Here is an 18,317-nt window from a genome sequence, read left to right on the forward strand (position 1 = left end):
ATGCGATTAAGACGATATCGGTGTGAAGAGACCGGTTTTTGAACAATCACTTTGAGCAAAAGATGGCTTTTTTGATTAATAAATAATCTATACAACAGAGTTGCTGATGTGTTAATGATGTAATTTAGGTGCAAAGTGTGATTTGCATCACACTTTATCTAAAATTACGGCGCGTTCTCGTTGTATGTGTTAATAAGAGCGGATAGAGTTGCGCTGCTTTCGGAATATTCTTAAAAAATGTAAGCGAACGTCAGGGAAGATTGTTACAACTCAGGATTTGTAAAAAGGCAAAATGAGTTATGACGACTTACTGGACCGTTCCTCCGTTCGGAAATGCGACATCTTCAGTAACGTTTGGCTACTGCCACGAGTTTTTGCCATCTTTAGATTTGCCCAGCAGCAACCAAGGTCGTGGGTTTTATTCCACGGACGTTAAAAGTAGTGTCAGTCAGGATGGAAAAAATAATGGGTACACCAGAATTACTAAAACATATTTACGACTTAAATCTGTCATATTTATTGCTCGCACAGCGTTTAATTTCCCAGGAAAAAGCCTCAGCAATGTTTCGCCTTGGTCTTGATGAATCCATGGCTGATGCATTATCGCAATTAACATTGCCTGAAATGGTGAAATTAGCCGAAACAAACCAACTGGTTTGTCAATTCCGTTTCAGCGATCGCCAAACGATTAAGCGTCTGACGCAGGATTCTCGCGTTGATGATTTGCAGCAAATTCATACCGGTATTCTGTTATCCAGTCGACTACTGCGTGATGCTTCCGCAAAAGTAGCAGATATGCCGAAAAAGAGAGCCGGCTGATGAGCGAAAAAAGCATTGTTCAGGAAGCGCGAGATATACAGCTGGCAATGGAATTAATTTCTCTTGGCGCGCGCCTGCAAATGTTAGAAAGCGAAACTCAACTGAGTCGCGGTCGCCTGATCAAACTGTATAAAGAACTACGCGGTAGCCCTCCGCCGAAAGGGATGTTGCCGTTTTCAACGGACTGGTTTATGACCTGGGAGCAGAATATACATGCATCAATGTTCTGTAATGCATGGCAGTTTCTGCTAAAAAGTGGCCTTTGTGATGGCGTTGACGCGGTCATCAAAGCCTACCGACTTTATCTGGAGCAATGTCCTCAAGCCGATGATGTACCGCTGCTGGCGTTGACGCGTGCCTGGACATTGGTGCGTTTTGTCGAGAGCGGCATGCTGGAACTATCCAACTGCAAATGCTGCAGCGGCAGTTTTATTACACACGCGCACCAGCCAGTGGGCAGTTTCATCTGTAGCCTGTGCCAGCCGCCATCGCGGGCGGTAAAAAGACGTAAACTTTCTGCTGCACCTGCCGATAGTACTCCACAACTGCTGGATGAACAGGTTAAACACGTGGTTTAAGTTTGTTCGCAACGTGGAATGCATCCAGCAGCGGTTATTTAACCGCTGCTTTTTTTTTGCCTGTATTTCACGCCAGTACCTTCAGCTCTCTGGATTAACGTCCATCAACACGTTACAGACGTAAGGATTTATTGTGCTGATCATCTTGGGATATATCGTCGTGATGGGCTCGGTGCTGGGCGGCTACATGTTAGTGGGAGGGCATCTCGGCGCATTATATCAGCCCGCTGAGTTATTGATTATCGGCGGTGCAGGTATTGGCGCATTTATTGTGGGTAATAATGGAAAATCAATTAAGGCTACGCTAAAAGCCTTACCCCTATTAATGCGTGGCTCAAAATATAACAAAGTCGTGTATATGGATTTAATGGCGTTGCTATATCGGCTGATGGCGAAATTACGCCAACAGGGAATGTTGTCGCTTGAACATGACATTGAAGCACCTCATGAAAGTGAAATTTTTGCTCATTATCCACGGATTCTTGCCGATAAACGGCTGGTGGATTTCATCACCGATTATTTGCGATTGATGGTGAGCGGCAATATGAATGCGTTTGAGATTGAAGCGCTAATGGACGAAGAGATTGAAACCTATGAGCACGAGTGCGATGTCCCGGCACAGAGCCTGGCAACCGCAGGTGATTCGCTACCGGCGTTTGGGATTGTCGCGGCAGTGATGGGTGTCGTGCACGCGCTGGCTTCGGCGGACCGTCCAGCGGTTGAACTGGGCGCTTTGATTGCACACGCCATGGTTGGAACCTTTCTGGGTATTTTGTTGGCATATGGCTTTATCTCTCCGCTGGCGTCGGTTATACGGCAGAAATGTGCGGAAACGACGAAGATGATGCAGTGCATTAAAGTGACGCTGCTCTCCAGCCTGAACGGCTATGCACCACAAATTGCCGTCGAGTTTGGGCGTAAAACGTTGTACTCAACGGAACGTCCCTCTTTTATTGAGTTGGAAGAACACGTACGCAGCACAAAATCACCGGCAAAACAGACGTCGGAACAAGACGCATGAAACACAGTAATGCCCCTATCGTTTTGATAAAGCGCCGGAAAATTAAAAAAAATGCGCTGGCACATGGTTCATGGAAAATCGCCTATGCCGATTTTATGACGGCTATGATGGCCTTTTTCCTCGTGATGTGGCTGATCTCAATCGCCAGCCCAAAGGAGCTGGTGCAGATTGCTGAGTATTTTCGTACGCCACTCAATGTCGCGCTAACCGGCGGCGAGCGCAGTGCAGAAAGCGAAAGTCCGATTCCCGGAGGTGGGGATGACACAACGCGGGCGCAGGGTGAAGTGAAAAAAGTTATCGATATGGATGTGCAAAAACGCAAACTGGATGATATTCGGCTGAATCGCCTGCGTGAAAAGCTTGATCAATTGATTGAATCCGACCCGCGCCTGAAAGCCCTGCGTCCGCATCTGATCATCAATATGGTGGAGGAGGGGCTACGTATTCAGATTATCGATAGCCAAAACCGCCCGATGTTTAAAATCGGCAGTGCCGACGTCGAGCCGTACATGCGTGATATTTTGCGAGCAATCGCGCCTGTCCTCAATGATATACCAAACCGCATCAGTCTTGCGGGGCATACGGATGATTTTCAGTACGCCAACGGTGGTCGGGGTTATAGCAACTGGGAACTCTCTGCCGATCGTGCTAACGCCTCGCGTCGGGAGTTAGTTGCGGGTGGACTGGCGAGCAGTAAAGTGCTCCGCGTCGTCGGCATGGCCGACACCATGAAATTGAAAAATCGTGGCGGCGATGATGCGGTAAATCGTCGTATCAGCCTGTTGGTATTAAATCACGATACCGAAGCTGCGATTGAAAAAGAGAATGCGGAAAGTGACGCGATGCAAATTAATGATGCCGCCAGTTTTAAGCAGATTAGCGTGCCGGACCAACCTGCGGATACGACCTCCCCAATAACCCCTCAACCTTTACAGGCCGCGACGACAAGTCCGACGCCGTCAGGCAGTCTTACGCCGACCGCGCCGGTTAATCGTCCCCAGCCTGAGCGTAACACACAGCCGAGGTAACACCATGAGCATGGATCTCAGCGATTTTTATCAGACGTTTTTCGATGAGGCCGACGAACTGTTGGCCGATATGGAGCAACATCTACTGGTCCTGGACCCGCAGATGCCGGATGCGGAGCAGCTTAACGCCATTTTCCGGGCGGCACACTCCATCAAAGGTGGCGCGGGCACATTTGGTTTCCGGATATTGCAGGAAACGACGCATATTCTGGAGAACATTCTTGACGATGCGCGCCGGGATGAGATGCCGCTCAGCACCGATATCATCAACCTTTTTTTGGAAACTAAAGACATCATGCAGGAACAGTTAGATGCCTACAAAGCGGCCCTGGAACCCAATGCTGAGAGCTTTGCATACATCTGCCAGGCATTGCGTGAGCTGGCCCTGGAAAGCAAAGCTGTTGCCGTTGAATCGTCCGTTCCCTTGCCCGTTATCCCTGCGGCCTCTGAATTACCACATGCTGCGGTCGGGAGCGGGCTACGTTTGACGCTGGTGGACCTCAAGCCAAATGAAGTGGCATTGATGCTGGAGGAACTCGGCAACCTTGGCACGGTACGTGATGTGATCAAGGGAGAAAACTCGCTTGAGGCGACGCTCGATTCTGCGGTTGATAAAGAGGACATCGTGGCGGTACTGTGCTTCGTGATCGAATCGTCACAGATTCTATTCTCTGCGCCTCGTCCCTCCGCCGAAAACGATATCGTTCTGCCCGCTAATGAAACGCCTGTAGAGCAAATCAGACCGGCATTAGCCAGCGTGAGCGATATCGCGCCAGTCAGACAGGTAAAAAAAGCGGCCGCTGCCCGCAGCGGCGAGTCGAGCAGCATTCGCGTCGCAGTGGAAAAAGTTGACCAGCTAATCAACCTGGTGGGTGAATTGGTGATTACCCAGTCGATGTTAGCCCAGCGTTCCGACGCGCTTGACCCGGTTAATCATGGCGATCTGCTCAACAGCATGGGGCAGTTGGCGCGTAATGCCCGTGACCTGCAAGAGTCGGTTATGTCGATCAGGATGATGCCGATGGAATATGTTTTTAGCCGTTTCCCGCGTCTGGTACGCGACTTAGCCGGTAAACTGGGCAAGGACGTTGAGCTCACGTTAATGGGTAGCTCAACTGAACTGGATAAAAGTTTAATCGAGCGCATCATCGATCCCCTGACGCATTTGGTGCGCAATAGCCTCGACCACGGTATTGAAACGCCGGAACAACGGCTTAACGCGGGTAAGTTGGCCACCGGCAACCTGACGCTTTCAGCCGAACACCAGGGCGGCAATATTTGTATTGAGGTCACGGATGATGGCGCGGGCCTGAATCGCGAACGTATTCTGGCAAAGGCGCTCTCTTCTGGCCTGCCTGTCAGTGAATCAATGAGTGATGAAGAGGTCGGGATGCTCATTTTTGCACCGGGCTTCTCGACGGCGGAGCAGGTGACGGATGTGTCCGGGCGAGGTGTTGGCATGGATGTGGTTAAGCGCAACATTCAGGAGATGGGCGGCCATGTTGAAATCGCATCAAAACAGGGTAAAGGCACCACCATCCGTATTTTACTGCCGTTGACGCTGGCCATCCTTGATGGCATGTCTGTTCGCGTCGGAGAGGAGGTCTTTATTCTGCCACTTAATGCCGTGATGGAATCGCTGCAGCCTCGGGCGGAGGATCTGCACCCGCTGGCGGGGGGCGAACGCGTGCTTGAAGTGCGTGGTGAATATCTGCCGCTGGTGGCGCTGTGGACCGTTTTTGACGTCGAAGAGGCAAAAACCGAAGCAACGCAAGGCATTGCCGTAATACTGCAAAGTGCGGGGAAACGCTATGCGTTGCTGGTGGATCAATTGATTGGCCAACATCAGGTTGTGGTCAAAAACCTGGAAAGCAATTATCGCAAAGTGCCGGGTATCTCCGCCGCGACCATCCTCGGTGATGGCAGTGTTGCGCTGATCGTTGATGTCTCTGCATTGCAATCCATTAACCGTGAAAAGCGTGTGGCTGGCGCCGCTGCCTGAGCATAATCGAGTAGGAGTAAGGGGTTATCTATGACTGGAATGGCAACCGTCACTAAACTGGCAGGTGAAACCGTAGGGCAAGAATTTTTAGTCTTTACGCTGGGAGAGGAAGAGTACGGGATTGATATTCTTAAAGTACAGGAGATCCGTGGCTACGATCAGGTTACACGCATCGCCAACACGCCCGCGTTTATTAAAGGTGTTACGAATTTGCGCGGTGTGATTGTACCGATTCTCGACCTGCGTATTAAATTCGCGCAGCCTGACATAGCGTACAACGACAACACCGTGGTGATTGTATTGAACCTCGCGCAGCGGGTGGTCGGAATCGTCGTGGATGGGGTTTCCGATGTTCTGTCGCTAACGCATGAGCAAATTCGGCCTGCCCCTGAATTCGCCGTAACCCTCTCTACCGAGTATTTGACCGGGTTGGGGGCATTAGGCGATCGCATGTTAATTCTGGTTGACATTGAAAAGCTGCTAAGCAGTGATGAAATGGCATTGATGGATAATTTGCGCAGCGTCTGAGCCGCAAGTTATCCCTCTTCCCCACAGCATACAACAACGTGGCGGGTCAACTAACCGACCACGTTTTCCCTTCCCGGCAGGCACCATTATTTAGCGTATAAACGTGGTAAAGATCTCATTTTTCGCGCCGATAACCACTGCATCGGTCACGTAAAAGGGTTTCCCATGTTTAAGCGTATGAAAGTTGTCACCAGTCTGATATTGGTGCTGGTTGTTTTTGGTTCGCTGCAGATGATTACTGGCGGAATATTTTTCCAGTCGTTACAGAGCGACAAAGAGAATTTTACTCTTACTCAGATGCTGCGCCGAGAACAGAGCAATCTGACGGCGACATGGATAGCGCTGATCCAAACCCGTAATACACTGAACCGCGCGGGCATACGTTTCACATTGAATGCACAGCAGACGGGAAGTAACGTCACCGGCTCGGATCTCATCACACTCGCTAAAAAACAACTTGTTGAAGCAGAGCAACAGCATAATCAATATCGCAATGAGCTGCCCGAAGACGTGAAAACGCTGGGATACATTAAGGATATGGAGGAGCAATATGGCATTCTCCATGATGCACTCAGTCAGCAAATAACCTTAATGGCCGCTGGTGATATGAAAGGCTTTACAGGTACGGGAATTCAGGGACATCAGGATGGCTTCGAGCGCGCTTATGCAAACTGGTTGAATACGACCGGCGAGCTGTTTGCTGCAGGATCGCAACAAAATCAAACCTCCTGGCAACGGGCCATCTGGAGCATGGGCATCACGCTATTCATCCTGCTCAGCATCATCGTGCTGGTGTGGATAGGCATGCACCATATCCTGCTGCGCCCACTAAAAAATACGATGCACCATATCCGGCATATTGCCAACGGGGATCTTACCCAGCCGATTGAGGTGCACGGGCACAATGAGATGGGGCAACTGGCGAGTAGTCTGCATGATATGCAGCAGGCGCTGGTGAAAACCGTCAGTGATGTACGCGACGGCTCCGATGCAATTTATACCGGTGCCAGTGAAATCTCAGCGGGGAATAACGACCTCTCATCTCGTACTGAACAGCAGGCGGCGTCTCTTGAAGAGACGGCTGCCAGCATGGAACAGCTTACCGCCACCGTTAAACAAAATGCGGAAAATGCGCGACAGGCATCTCAACTGGCTTTGACCGCGTCGGACACCGCCCTGAAAGGGGGGAAAGTCGTGGATGGCGTCGTCAAAACGATGAGTGATATTGCCAATAGCTCACAAAAAATTGCAGACATTATCAGCGTAATAGATGGCATTGCCTTCCAGACCAACATTCTCGCACTGAATGCTGCGGTGGAGGCTGCGCGTGCTGGAGAGCAGGGCCGTGGCTTTGCTGTGGTGGCAGGGGAAGTCCGAAATCTGGCGCAGCGCAGCGCGCAGGCGGCAAAAGAGATCAAAGCGCTGATTGAAGACTCTGTGAGCCGGGTCGATACCGGGTCTGTGCTGGTTGAAAGCGCGGGTGAAACCATGAACGAAATCGTCAGCGCGGTCACACGCGTAACCGACATCATGGGGGAAATCGCTTCGGCGTCGGACGAACAGAGTCGGGGGATTGACCAGGTTGGCCTCGCGGTTACTGAAATGGATCGGGTGACGCAGCAAAACGCTTCACTGGTTGAACAGTCTGCGGCCGCGGCTGCGGCGCTGGAAGAACAGGCGAGTCGGCTAACACAGTCGGTTGCCGTATTCAGAATTCGTAAAGAATCCGCCGCGCGTGCCGTTAATGTGTATACAGCGCATAAAACATCAGCCGCTGCATCAGCGATTGCTGCGCCGAAAACGAAGGTCGCAACGCTCACTGATGAGAACTGGGAAACGTTTTAATCCGTGATCGCCGCCCTGCATAACGGCGTGCTTAGCCTGGAGGTTGTGATGTTTAGCCGTATTCGTATCTCAGGAACGTTGATTTTTATTCTTGGGCTGTTCTGTCTGATGCAGATTGTGAGCAGCGGACTGTCGTTTAACTCTTTTCGGCTGGATGCGAATAACTTACGGCAGGTAGAGATCGGCGGGCAGCAGCGTGATGCGTTGAGTCAGAGCCGGGTTGCATTGCTGAGTGCGCGCGTAACGCTGAGCCGTGCCGGTACCCGGGCGGCCTTAAGCCTGCCACGCGACCAGGTCACCGCTCTGCTAAGCACTGCACAACAGGCGTTGGATACAGCCAATACGCGCTTTAACCAATTTCTGTCCATCCCGCCTCTCACGCCAGAAGGGGTGGCATTAACGAAAGAGATCAAAGCGAGCTATGGCAATTATCACCATGAGCTGATGCAGTTAATTGTCTACCTGCAAAATTATCAGCTGCAGGATTTTCTGGATGCGCCGACGCAGCCGGCGCAAGAGGCGTTTGAACAGAGCTATAACCGCTGGGACAGGCATATTAAAGCGCTACTGGCCCACGCTGAAGAGGCCAGCGGCAAATTTTATCTGCAGTCCAGGATGATTTTTGCCGCCGCCGTATTGTTATCGCTCTTGGTGACATTGCTTTCTCTCTATTTTCTGAAACGTGCGTTTATTACTCCGCTGGCGGAAATGCGCCAGCATTTTGCGCGCATTGCCGCCGGAAACCTTGGCGGCACGATTCATGCAAACGGGCGCAATGAGATGGGGCTGCTTTTTGCCGACCTTGATGACATGCAGCATAAGCTGGCCGATACCGTGATGCAGGTGCGTGACGGTAGCCAATCGATGCAGGTGGGCATTCGTGAAATCGCGGCGGGGAATAACGATTTATCAGCGCGTACCGAGCAACAAGCCGCCTCGCTGGCTGAAACTGCCGCCAGTATGGAACAGCTAACGGCTACCGTTACCGGGAATGCGGATAATGCCCGACAGGCGTCGCAGCTAGCGCGTGAGGCTTCGAATACCGCCCACAAAGGCGGCAAACTCACCAGTAATGTAGTGTCGACTATGAGCGAAATTGCCACCAGTTCGAAAAAAATCGGTGATATCACCAGCGTCATTGACGGTATCGCTTTCCAAACCAATATTCTGGCGCTTAACGCGGCGGTTGAAGCCGCACGCGCGGGTGAGCAGGGGCGTGGTTTTGCAGTCGTTGCGGGTGAAGTCCGCAACCTTGCACAGCGCAGTGCACAGGCGGCGAAAGAGATCAAACTGTTGATTGAAGAGTCGGTGAATCGGGTGGATGTCGGATCGGCTCTGGTTGCCTCTGCGGGGGAAACCATGAATGAGATTGTGCAATCCGTTGCGCGAGTGAATGACATCATGGGCGAAATTGCGTCGGCTTCGGACGAGCAACGGCGCGGTATTGAACAGGTTGCGCAGGCTGTTAGCCAGATGGACCAGGTGACACAACAGAACGCCGCGTTGGTTGAAGAGGCAGCCTCGGCGACCGATGCGCTTGAAGCCCAGGCTGAAAATTTGAACCAGGTTGTCACCAGATTTACGCTTGATGCCACTTTAGCCACGCCGTCCACGCACCCGGTGGCCGCGCAAGGTTCCAGGGAAAATGACGCCGTTTTAACCTCTTAATCAGTTCTTAGCCGGGTGACCTTTAGATGAAGAAACCGACGTTGCTGAATCCGTCAGACAACGCCACGCTGCTGTCGCAGATGGTGCAGCGTTTGCCGCTATCCGATACGCATTTTCGCCGTATCAGTCAGTTAATTTATCAGCGAGCGGGCATTGTGCTGGCTGACCACAAGCGTGAAATGGTCTACAACCGGCTGGTGCGTAGATTACGGATGTTAAATATTGATGATTTTGGTCGTTATCTGGCACTGCTTGAACACGACCCTCATAGCGCAGAATGGCAGGCGTTTATTAATGCGCTTACCACTAACCTGACGGCGTTTTTTCGTGAGGCGCATCATTTTCCTGTTCTGGCAGAACATGCGCTGCGGCGGACGGGGAGCTACAACGTATGGAGTACCGCGGCATCGACGGGCGAAGAGCCCTGGTCAATCGCGATGACACTGGTGGAAACGCTGGGCGGTGGCGCAGGTAAGTTTCATGTGCATGCCAGCGATATTGATACTCAGGTACTGGACAAGGCGATGGCGGGAGTCTACCGCCATGAGGAACTGCGTACGCTTTCGCCACAGCAGCTACAGCGTTTTTTCCTGCGCGGGACCGGGCCACATGCTGGCATGGTAAGGGTTCGCAGCGAATTGATGGGAGCGGTGAGCTTTTCTCCGCTTAATTTGCTGGCGCCCGAGTGGAAAATTCCTGGACCGTTTGATGCAATATTTTGTCGTAACGTAATGATTTATTTCGATAAAGAAACACAGGAATCTATATTAAGGCGTTTTGTTCCCTTGCTGAAACCGGGCGGATTACTGTTTGCGGGGCATTCAGAAAACTTTAGCCAAATCAGCAAAGAATTCTGGTTGCGTGGTCAGACGGTCTATGGCCTGACGAAGGAAAAGCCATGAGTAAAATCAGAGTCATGTGCGTTGATGATTCAGCGCTGATGCGACAGTTAATGACAGAAATCATTAACAGCCATCCTGACATGGAAATGGTGGCCACGGCACCGGATCCTCTGGTCGCGAGAGACTTGATCAAGCAATTTAATCCACAGGTGTTGACGCTGGACGTAGAAATGCCACGTATGGATGGCCTTGATTTTCTTGAGAAATTAATGCGATTGCGCCCTATGCCGGTAGTAATGGTTTCGTCACTCACTGGAAAAGGTTCGGAAGTGACGCTGCGTGCGTTGGAGTTAGGTGCGGTGGACTTTGTCACTAAGCCACAGTTGGGAATTCGTGAAGGCATGCTGGCTTACAGCCAGATGATTGCCGATAAGGTGCGTACTGCATCCCGTGCGCGCCTGAATATTCGCGGTATGCAGGCGGCACCTGCGCTGCTAAAAGCCGGGCCGCTGCTAAGTAGTGAAAAGCTAATTGCTATTGGCGCTTCTACCGGCGGTACAGAGGCGATTCGTCATGTATTACAACCGCTGCCGGCTACCAGCCCGGCTTTACTGATAACACAGCATATGCCGCCGGGGTTTACCCGCTCCTTCGCCGAACGGCTGAATAAATTATGCCAAATAACGGTGAAAGAGGCGGAAGAAGGGGAGCGTATATTGCCAGGACACGCCTACATTGCGCCAGGCGGAATGCACCTCGAACTGGCCCGAAGCGGTGCGAATTATCAGGTGAGGTTAAATGACGGGCCGGCGGTGAACCGTCATAAACCGTCGGTGGATGTTTTGTTTCATTCTGTAGCCCAGTTTGCCGGACGTAACGCCGTCGGTGTCATCCTGACCGGTATGGGAAATGATGGTGCGGACGGTCTGCTGGCAATGCACCGCGCTGGAGCCTGGACCATTGCACAGAATGAAACGAGCTGTGTTGTTTTCGGTATGCCGCGTGAGGCGATAGCACGCAGCGCAGCCAGTGAAGTCGTGGATTTACATCAAATCAGCCAGCATATGCTGGCGAAAATTAGCGCCGGGCAGGCGCTACGAATATAACCCAGACCTGTTTACGGGACGAGACAACGAAGGAGTCGATATGGCTGACAGCAATATGCGTTTTTTGGTAGTAGATGATTTCAATACAATGCGCCGTATCGTGCGTAACCTTTTGAAAGAGCTGGGATTCAATAATGTTGAAGAGGCGGAAGATGGCGCTGATGCGTTGAATAAACTGCGTGCTGGTGGTTTTGATTTTGTTATCTCTGACTGGAACATGCCGAACATCGATGGGTTGGAACTGCTGCAAACGATTCGCGCCGATGCGGGCCTAAGCAAACTACCTGTACTGATGGTAACCGCGGAAGCGAAAAAAGAGAATATCATCGCCGCGGCGCAGGCGGGGGCCAGCGGCTACGTCGTAAAGCCTTTTACCGCCGCGACGCTGGAAGAGAAGTTAGGCAAAATTTTCGAAAAACTGGGTATGTAAGGAGATGTGATGAACGAACTTACGAAATCCCCTCCTGAGGGCACATCGGCCCATGACATTATTTCGCGGATTGGTTCTCTTACGCGCATGCTACGTGAAAGTCTCCGCGAGCTGGGGCTCGATCGTGCGATTGCAGAAGCCGCAGAAGCTATCCCTGATGCCCGAGACCGGCTTGATTATGTGGTACAAATGACGGCACAAGCGGCCGAACGTGCACTGAACTGCGTTGAGGCTTCACAACCTCGTCAGACACAACTTGAAAGTGGTGCCAAAGCGCTGAAAATCCGCTGGGATGAGTGGTTTGAAAATCCCATCGACCTTGCTGATGCGCGTTCCCTGGTTTCAGATACGCGAGGTTATCTGGAATCCGTCCCCGTGCATACCGCGTTTACTAATGGCCAATTGCTGGAAATCATGATGGCGCAGGATTTCCAGGATCTTACCGGCCAGGTGATTAAACGTATGATGGATGTGATTCAGGAAATTGAACGTCAGCTACTGATGGTTCTTCTGGAGAACCTGCCGGAAGCAGGGGCGCGTCAGAAACAGGAAGGCAATAGTTTACTGAATGGCCCGCAGGTAAATGCCGCAGCCCCGGGCGTCGTGGCGAACCAGGATCAGGTCGATGACTTGCTGGATAGCCTCGGTTTTTAATCACATGGCAGGAGGCTTAACGCTTCCAAAATGAAAGCGATATACCCGCTGTACTTCAGGCTGCAGGTTTGTTAATTGCGTTATCGGGCGGGGTTCTGGCCGTGACAAAATAGCCTGCAGATCTGCCATCCGTAAAATAGCCGCCATTTTACGTTGTTACTCCCGCCATCAGTGCGCTCTCGTTTTGGCATGCTACTGATTGAAATCCCGCGTATGAAGGTTGGCTGTCGTGGCTCAAGACAGTGATGAGGAAAAAACAGAATCCCCCACCCCCCACCGGCTGGAGAAAGCACGCGAGGAGGGGCAGATCCCGCGCTCGCGCGAATTGACATCACTGCTGATGTTGTTCACCGGTCTGATGATTTTGTGGTTGGGAGGCGAACCGATGGCTCGCCAACTGGCCGCCATGATCGCCTCAGGGTTGCAATTTGACCACCGCATTATTAGCGATGACAAACAGAGCGTCCGGCATATCAGTAGCCTGTTGCTACAGGCCGTGTGGGCGCTGCTGCCTGTTATGAGCGGTCTTGTGCTGGTAGCTATCGCCGCGCCGATGATGCTGGGCGGCGTGGTGCTCAGCGGTAAAGCCATCAAGTTTGATATTGGTAAACTCAATCCACTCAAGGGACTGAAGCGGATGATTGCGGGCCAGGCCTGGGCTGAATTGCTGAAAGCTGTTCTGAAGGCGGTATTGGTATCGTCTGTAACCTGCGGATATCTGTGGCACCGTTGGCCAGAGATTATGCGATTGATCACCGAATCGCCGCTGACCGCGCTGGGTCACGCACTGAATACCCTGGCGGTATGCGGTCTGCTGATTCTGATGGGGCTTATCCCAATGGTCAGCTTTGATGTGTTCTGGCAGCTGTATAGCTATTTTAAAGGCTTACGCATGACGCGGCAGGAAATTCGCGATGAATTTAAGCAGCAGGAGGGTGATCCGCATGTTAAAGGACGTATACGCCAGCAGATGCTTGCGACTGCACGACGGCGCATGATGGCAGATGTGCCCAAAGCGGATGTGATTGTCACCAACCCGACCCATTATTCAGTCGCGTTGCGGTATGACGAAAAGAAAATGAACGCACCGAAAGTGCTGGCAAAAGGCGCGGGTGAGATTGCGTTGCGTATCCGCGAAATTGGCCAGCAGCATCGTATCCCGGTGTTGGAGGCACCGCCGCTGGCTCGGGCGCTGTACCGGCATAGTGATATTGGTCAGGCGATTCCCGGCGTGCTCTATGCCGCCGTGGCGGAGGTGCTGGCGTGGGTATGGCAGTTGCGCCGTTGGAAAGTAGAAGGCGGCCTGATCCCGAAGAAACCTGAACATTTGCCGGTGCCGGAAGCACTGGATTTTGCTGGAGAGAAAAAAATTGATGGCTAATCTGGCCGCATTATTACGCTTACCGGGTGATTTTAAAAATACCCAATGGCAGGTACTTGCCGGGCCGGTACTGATCTTAATGATCTTATCGATGATGGTGTTGCCACTGCCGCCCTTTATCCTCGATTTGCTATTCACTTTCAATATTGCTTTGTCAATCATGGTGTTGCTGGTGGCAATGTTCACACAGCGTACGCTGGAATTTGCCGCTTTTCCGACGATTTTGCTGTTTTCAACCTTGCTTCGTCTGGCACTGAACGTCGCCTCTACACGCATTATTTTACTGGAAGGGCATACGGGGGCAGGTGCCGCGGGTCGTGTTGTGGAAGCATTTGGCCATTTTCTGGTGGGCGGGAATTTCGCGATCGGCATCGTAGTCTTCATTATCCTGGTGATTATCAACTTTATGGTTATCACTAAAGGGGCCGGGCGCATTGCAGAGGTAGGCGCACGCTTTGTACTTGATGGGATGCCAGGCAAACAGATGGCAATAGATGCCGATCTCAATGCGGGATTGATCGGCGAAGATGAGGCGAAGAAGCGTCGTTCGGAAGTTACGCAGGAAGCGGATTTTTACGGTTCAATGGATGGTGCCAGTAAATTTGTGCGTGGTGACGCCATCGCTGGCATCATGATTATGGTGATTAACGTTATTGGCGGCTTACTGGTTGGGGTGATTCAGCACGGTCTGGATTTCAGCCATGCAGCAGAAACCTATACGCTGTTGACCATTGGTGATGGTCTGGTGGCACAAATTCCCGCGCTGGTTATTTCGACCGCGGCAGGTGTTATTGTCACACGGGTGAGTACCGATCAGGACGTGGGCGAACAGATGGTTACGCAGCTGTTCAACAACCCTCGAGTCATGATGTTAAGTGCGGCAGTTCTGGGGCTACTGGGGCTGGTACCGGGAATGCCTAATCTGGTATTCCTGCTATTTACTGCGGCACTGCTGGGGCTGGCCTGGTATATCCGTGGCAAAGAGATGAAACCAAAGGCGATAACGCAGATGGCGGTAAAACCTCAGGAAACGGCGACCTCAGTTGAGGCCTCCTGGACAGACGTGCAGTTGGAGGACTCGCTGGGGATGGAGGTGGGCTATCGCTTGATCCCCATGGTTGATTTCCAGCAGCAGGGCGAACTACTTGGACGCATCCGCAGTATTCGCAAAAAATTTGCCCAGGAAGTGGGTTTCTTACCTCCGGTGGTCCATATTCGCGACAATATGGAATTGCCGCCTGCTCGCTATCGCATTTTGATGAAAGGGGTGGAAATTGGCAGTGGCGATGCATGGCCGGGACGCTGGATGGCGATCAATCCCGGCACAGCCGTGGGCTCGCTGCCGGGTGAGGTAACTGTCGATCCCGCGTTTGGGTTGGCCGCCGTCTGGATCGATAGCGTGTTAAAAGAACAGGCCCAAATTCAGGGCTTTACCGTGGTGGAAGCCAGTACGGTGGTGGCAACGCACCTTAATCATCTGATTGGACAATACGCCAGTGAGCTTTTTGGTCGTCAGGAAGCGCAGCAATTACTGGATCGTGTTAGTCAGGAAATGCCGAAATTAACCGAAGATCTGGTTCCGGGTGTCGTGACGTTAACAACGTTGCACAAGGTATTACAAAACCTGCTGTCCGAACGGGTATCGATTCGTGATATGCGCACTATCATTGAAACGCTGACGGAGCATGCGCCGATACAAACCGATCCGCACGAGTTAACTTCGGTTGTTCGTGTGGCGCTGGGACGCGCAATTACGCAGCAATGGTTCCCGGGCAGTGGTGAAGTTCAGGTTATTGGATTGGATACTGCGCTTGAAAGGTTGTTACTGCAGGCATTACAGGGCGGCGGTGGGTTAGAGCCAGGCCTTGCGGATCGGCTGCTGGAGCAGGCACAGCTGGCATTACAGCGTCAGGAGACACTGGGCGCGCCGCCGGTATTGCTCGTCAACCACCCGCTTCGCGCTTTACTGGCCCGCTTCCTGCGGCGGAATCTGCCACAGTTGATGGTCCTGTCGAACCTTGAACTGACCGACAACCGTGATATCCGCATGACATCAACCATTGGGGGACATTGATGCTGAAGCGCGTCGCGACGATGGTATGGCTACTGGGGCTTCCGGGAGCGGTGTCTGCGTCGGCGGGGGCATGGCAGGCCAGTGGTAGCGGTCCAGCCATCAGTTATCGCGGCGTTTCGGCCTCTTCCGCGAGTTTATCGCCATCTCAGACAGTGAGTGGTCAGATTACTGACGTTTTCTGGCGCTATCGTTTAACCGGCCCCACGCCAGCAGGACTACAGGTAAAACTCTGTTCCGGTACGCGCTGTGTCACGATTGAAGGAGCCAGCGGCGCGACCCGAGGATTAGCCGATGCAGATGCCAGCGGCAATGTACATTTTGTGTTTTATATCGAAGGTGCGGGACGGCTTTTTCCAGTATTTCGGGTATTAAGCCAGCAAGTTATGGTGAATTACCAGTAAATTGAGGAGCGAGCAGGGGGCGAATGATCCCCCCTGCGTGGCGCGGGTATTACATGCGTTCGACGGTTTCGATACCGAGCGTATCAAGGCCTTGCTTCAGTGTCTTCGCCGTTAGCAAAGCGAGTTTCAGACGGCTCTGGCGAATGGTTTCATCGTCAGCTGTCAGTATCGGGCAGTGTTCGTAAAAACCAGAGAACAGTCCTGCCAGGTCATACAAGTAGGCGCACATAATATGCGGCATGCCGTCCCGGGCGACCTGAAGGATCGTCTCTTCAAACTGCAATAGTCGGGTAGCTAAGGCTGCTTCACGCTCTTCACCAATTTTGGTATCGCCAGTCACACCGGATAAATCAATCCCGGCCTTACGGAACACGGAAAGCACGCGAGTGTAGGCATACTGCATGTAAGGCGCGGTATTCCCCTCAAATGCCAGCATATTATCCCAGTCGAAAATATAATCCGTCGTGCGGCTTTTGGACAAATCAGCATATTTGACCGCGCCAATGCCGACGGTATTCGCCAGCGCCGCAAGTTCATCGGCTGGCATCTCAGGATTTTTATCAGCAACCAGCTTAGTCGCGCGTTCAACGGCCTCATCCAGCAGATCGGAGAGCTTAATGGTGCCGCCAGAACGTGTTTTAAACGGACGGCCATCTTTGCCCAGCATCATGCCAAACATGTGGTGTTCCAGCGGTACCGAGTCAGGGACATAACCTGCTTTGCGCACGATGGTCCATGCCTGCATTAAATGCTGGTGTTGACGCGAGTCGATATAATAAAGGATGCGGTCAGCGTGTAGCGTTTCATAACGGTACTTCGCACAGGCGATGTCTGTGGTGGTGTAAAGATAGCCGCCATCCTTTTTCTGAATGATGACACCCATCGGCTCACCTTCCTTGTTTTTGAACTCCTCAAGGAAAACCACGGTGGCGCCTTCACTCTCAACGGCTAAACCTTTTGCTTTCAGGTCAGCAACGATACCCGGTAGCATATCGTTATAAAGGCTTTCACCCATCACATCATTGCGGGTGAGCGTGACGTTTAACCGGTCATAAATTTTCTGGTTCTGCGTCATGGTGATGTCAACCAGCTTTTTCCACATGGTGCGGCAATATTCGTCGCCACCCTGTAGCTTGACGACATAATGACGAGCCCGTTGTGCAAAGTCTTCATCCTCATCGTAGGCCTTTTTCGCTTCGCGATAAAAACCTTCCAAATCGGCGAGGGCAATATCGCCCTGCTGTTCGTTCTGCTGCTTTTCCAGAAACGCGATTAACATACCAAACTGGGTGCCCCAGTCGCCCACATGGTTAGCTCGGATGACCTTATGTCCGAGGAACTCATGAGTACGCGCCGCTGCGTCACCAATGATGGTTGAACGTACATGACCGACGTGCATTTCTTTTGCAACGTTAGGTGCCGAATAGTCAATAACTATCGTTTGTGGAGGAAGTGTCGCAACGCCAAGACGTGGTGAACTCACGGCGAGATCGATCTGCCGGGAGAGCCAGTAATGGTCGAGAAAAATATTGATGAAGCCAGGTCCGGCGATTTCAACTTTGCTGGCAATTCCATTCAGATCGAGATGTTGTAACACCTGCTCAGCCAGTTGTCGTGGTGGTTGCCCTAGTTTTTTTGCTACGGCCATAATACCGTTTGCCTGGTAATCACCAAACTGGACTTTAGCCGACTGGCGAACCTGGGGTTCGCTTTCTGCTGGCGCACCGACAGCGATCATCGCCTGACTGACTTTTTCTGAAAGAAGGGCCTGAATATTCACCGAGTTACCTTAATAAGCTTAAAAAGCCCGTCTACGAACAGAACGGGCCAATGTCCTCGCCGCACCTGACAGCATCAGAAGATGTTGTACATAGCGCGGCGGAAAAGAAGGGTAAAAGTATACTGTATTTGTTGTAAGCCGTCAGTAGGCGTGGAACGCG

At 52.0% G+C, this 18,317-nt stretch carries 16 protein-coding genes; 15 read left to right on the forward strand and 1 reads right to left on the reverse strand.

All coding sequences use genetic code 11. The annotated features are described in order from the left end of the window. The first annotated feature begins 465 nt into the window (after nt 1-465). From flhD to flhE, 15 genes are all read left to right on the forward strand, one after another. The gene (gene flhD / locus J1C60_RS07870) at nt 466-819 is read left to right on the forward strand and encodes a flagellar transcriptional regulator FlhD (RefSeq protein WP_128174899.1); all 354 of its coding nucleotides are present in this window, start codon (nt 466-468) and stop codon (nt 817-819) included. Beyond that, nucleotides 819-1,397 (forward strand): flagellar transcriptional regulator FlhC, encoded by a 579-nt coding sequence (flhC, locus tag J1C60_RS07875; RefSeq protein WP_128174897.1) that lies wholly within the window; start codon nt 819-821, stop codon nt 1,395-1,397. The genes flhD and flhC overlap by 1 nt, the downstream gene beginning before the upstream one ends. 133 nt (nt 1,398-1,530) lie before the next feature. Beyond that, on the forward strand, nt 1,531-2,418 hold the full coding sequence (motA, locus tag J1C60_RS07880) for a flagellar motor stator protein MotA (protein ID WP_128174895.1): 888 nt from the start codon (nt 1,531-1,533) through the stop codon (nt 2,416-2,418). Beyond that, nucleotides 2,415-3,446 (forward strand): flagellar motor protein MotB, encoded by a 1,032-nt coding sequence (gene motB, locus J1C60_RS07885; protein WP_128174893.1) that lies wholly within the window; start codon nt 2,415-2,417, stop codon nt 3,444-3,446. The genes motA and motB overlap by 4 nt, the downstream gene beginning before the upstream one ends. A 4-nt stretch (nt 3,447-3,450) precedes the next feature. Continuing rightward, nucleotides 3,451-5,448 carry a chemotaxis protein CheA gene (cheA, locus tag J1C60_RS07890; RefSeq protein WP_128174891.1) on the forward strand — a complete coding sequence of 666 codons (1,998 nt, stop codon included), beginning with the start codon at nt 3,451-3,453 and terminating at the stop codon, nt 5,446-5,448. Nucleotides 5,449-5,478: 30 nt separating this feature from the next. Next, nucleotides 5,479-5,976 (forward strand): chemotaxis protein CheW, encoded by a 498-nt coding sequence (cheW, locus tag J1C60_RS07895; protein WP_128174889.1) that lies wholly within the window; start codon nt 5,479-5,481, stop codon nt 5,974-5,976. A 165-nt stretch (nt 5,977-6,141) separates the two neighbouring features. Further along, on the forward strand, nt 6,142-7,821 hold the full coding sequence (locus J1C60_RS07900; protein ID WP_128174887.1) for a methyl-accepting chemotaxis protein: 1,680 nt from the start codon (nt 6,142-6,144) through the stop codon (nt 7,819-7,821). 48 nt (nt 7,822-7,869) lie between these two features. Next, entirely contained in the window at nt 7,870-9,489 is a 1,620-nt protein-coding gene (locus J1C60_RS07905) for a methyl-accepting chemotaxis protein (RefSeq protein ID WP_128174885.1), read from the forward strand. Between the two features lie 26 nt (nt 9,490-9,515). Beyond that, complete coding sequence (gene cheR / locus J1C60_RS07910; protein ID WP_128174883.1) at nt 9,516-10,391, forward strand: protein-glutamate O-methyltransferase CheR; 876 nt, start codon at nt 9,516-9,518, stop codon at nt 10,389-10,391. Then, complete coding sequence (locus J1C60_RS07915; RefSeq protein ID WP_128174881.1) at nt 10,388-11,437, forward strand: protein-glutamate methylesterase/protein-glutamine glutaminase; 1,050 nt, start codon at nt 10,388-10,390, stop codon at nt 11,435-11,437. The genes cheR and J1C60_RS07915 overlap by 4 nt, the downstream gene beginning before the upstream one ends. A 40-nt stretch (nt 11,438-11,477) precedes the next feature. Continuing rightward, complete coding sequence (gene cheY, locus J1C60_RS07920) at nt 11,478-11,867, forward strand: chemotaxis response regulator CheY (RefSeq protein ID WP_128174879.1); 390 nt, start codon at nt 11,478-11,480, stop codon at nt 11,865-11,867. A 9-nt stretch (nt 11,868-11,876) separates the two neighbouring features. Further along, complete coding sequence (gene cheZ / locus J1C60_RS07925; RefSeq protein ID WP_128174877.1) at nt 11,877-12,521, forward strand: protein phosphatase CheZ; 645 nt, start codon at nt 11,877-11,879, stop codon at nt 12,519-12,521. Between the two features lie 229 nt (nt 12,522-12,750). Further along, nucleotides 12,751-13,902 carry a flagellar biosynthesis protein FlhB gene (flhB, locus tag J1C60_RS07930; RefSeq protein ID WP_128174875.1) on the forward strand — a complete coding sequence of 384 codons (1,152 nt, stop codon included), beginning with the start codon at nt 12,751-12,753 and terminating at the stop codon, nt 13,900-13,902. Beyond that, entirely contained in the window at nt 13,895-15,976 is a 2,082-nt protein-coding gene (gene flhA, locus J1C60_RS07935; protein WP_128174873.1) for a flagellar biosynthesis protein FlhA, read from the forward strand. The genes flhB and flhA overlap by 8 nt, the downstream gene beginning before the upstream one ends. Beyond that, nucleotides 15,976-16,377 carry a flagellar protein FlhE gene (gene flhE, locus J1C60_RS07940; RefSeq protein WP_128174872.1) on the forward strand — a complete coding sequence of 134 codons (402 nt, stop codon included), beginning with the start codon at nt 15,976-15,978 and terminating at the stop codon, nt 16,375-16,377. The genes flhA and flhE overlap by 1 nt, the downstream gene beginning before the upstream one ends. Before the next feature lie 49 nt (nt 16,378-16,426). Here the strand turns inward: flhE and argS are convergent, their stop codons facing one another. After that, complete coding sequence (gene argS / locus J1C60_RS07945) at nt 16,427-18,157, reverse strand: arginine--tRNA ligase (RefSeq protein WP_128174870.1); 1,731 nt, start codon at nt 18,155-18,157, stop codon at nt 16,427-16,429. Between the last annotated feature and the right edge of the window lie 160 nt (nt 18,158-18,317).

It is taken from the genome of [Pantoea] beijingensis (assembly GCF_022647505.1).
GTDB classification, from domain to species: domain Bacteria; phylum Pseudomonadota; class Gammaproteobacteria; order Enterobacterales; family Enterobacteriaceae; genus Erwinia; species Erwinia beijingensis.

What these genes read in the sequence shown, in the direction of transcription:
- cheZ (WP_128174877.1), top strand. Translation starts at nt 11,877, where the DNA reads ATGAACGAACTTACGAAATCCCCTCCTGAGGGCACATCGGCCCATGAC.
- flhC (WP_128174897.1), top strand. Translation starts at nt 819, where the DNA reads ATGAGCGAAAAAAGCATTGTTCAGGAAGCGCGAGATATACAGCTGGCA.
- flhD (WP_128174899.1), top strand. Translation starts at nt 466, where the DNA reads ATGGGTACACCAGAATTACTAAAACATATTTACGACTTAAATCTGTCA.
- flhE (WP_128174872.1), top strand. Translation starts at nt 15,976, where the DNA reads ATGCTGAAGCGCGTCGCGACGATGGTATGGCTACTGGGGCTTCCGGGA.
- motB (WP_128174893.1), top strand. Translation starts at nt 2,415, where the DNA reads ATGAAACACAGTAATGCCCCTATCGTTTTGATAAAGCGCCGGAAAATT.
- cheY (WP_128174879.1), top strand. Translation starts at nt 11,478, where the DNA reads ATGGCTGACAGCAATATGCGTTTTTTGGTAGTAGATGATTTCAATACA.
- cheA (WP_128174891.1), top strand. Translation starts at nt 3,451, where the DNA reads ATGAGCATGGATCTCAGCGATTTTTATCAGACGTTTTTCGATGAGGCC.
- flhA (WP_128174873.1), top strand. Translation starts at nt 13,895, where the DNA reads ATGGCTAATCTGGCCGCATTATTACGCTTACCGGGTGATTTTAAAAAT.
- J1C60_RS07900 (WP_128174887.1), top strand. Translation starts at nt 6,142, where the DNA reads ATGTTTAAGCGTATGAAAGTTGTCACCAGTCTGATATTGGTGCTGGTT.
- J1C60_RS07915 (WP_128174881.1), top strand. Translation starts at nt 10,388, where the DNA reads ATGAGTAAAATCAGAGTCATGTGCGTTGATGATTCAGCGCTGATGCGA.
- cheR (WP_128174883.1), top strand. Translation starts at nt 9,516, where the DNA reads ATGAAGAAACCGACGTTGCTGAATCCGTCAGACAACGCCACGCTGCTG.
- J1C60_RS07905 (WP_128174885.1), top strand. Translation starts at nt 7,870, where the DNA reads ATGTTTAGCCGTATTCGTATCTCAGGAACGTTGATTTTTATTCTTGGG.
- cheW (WP_128174889.1), top strand. Translation starts at nt 5,479, where the DNA reads ATGACTGGAATGGCAACCGTCACTAAACTGGCAGGTGAAACCGTAGGG.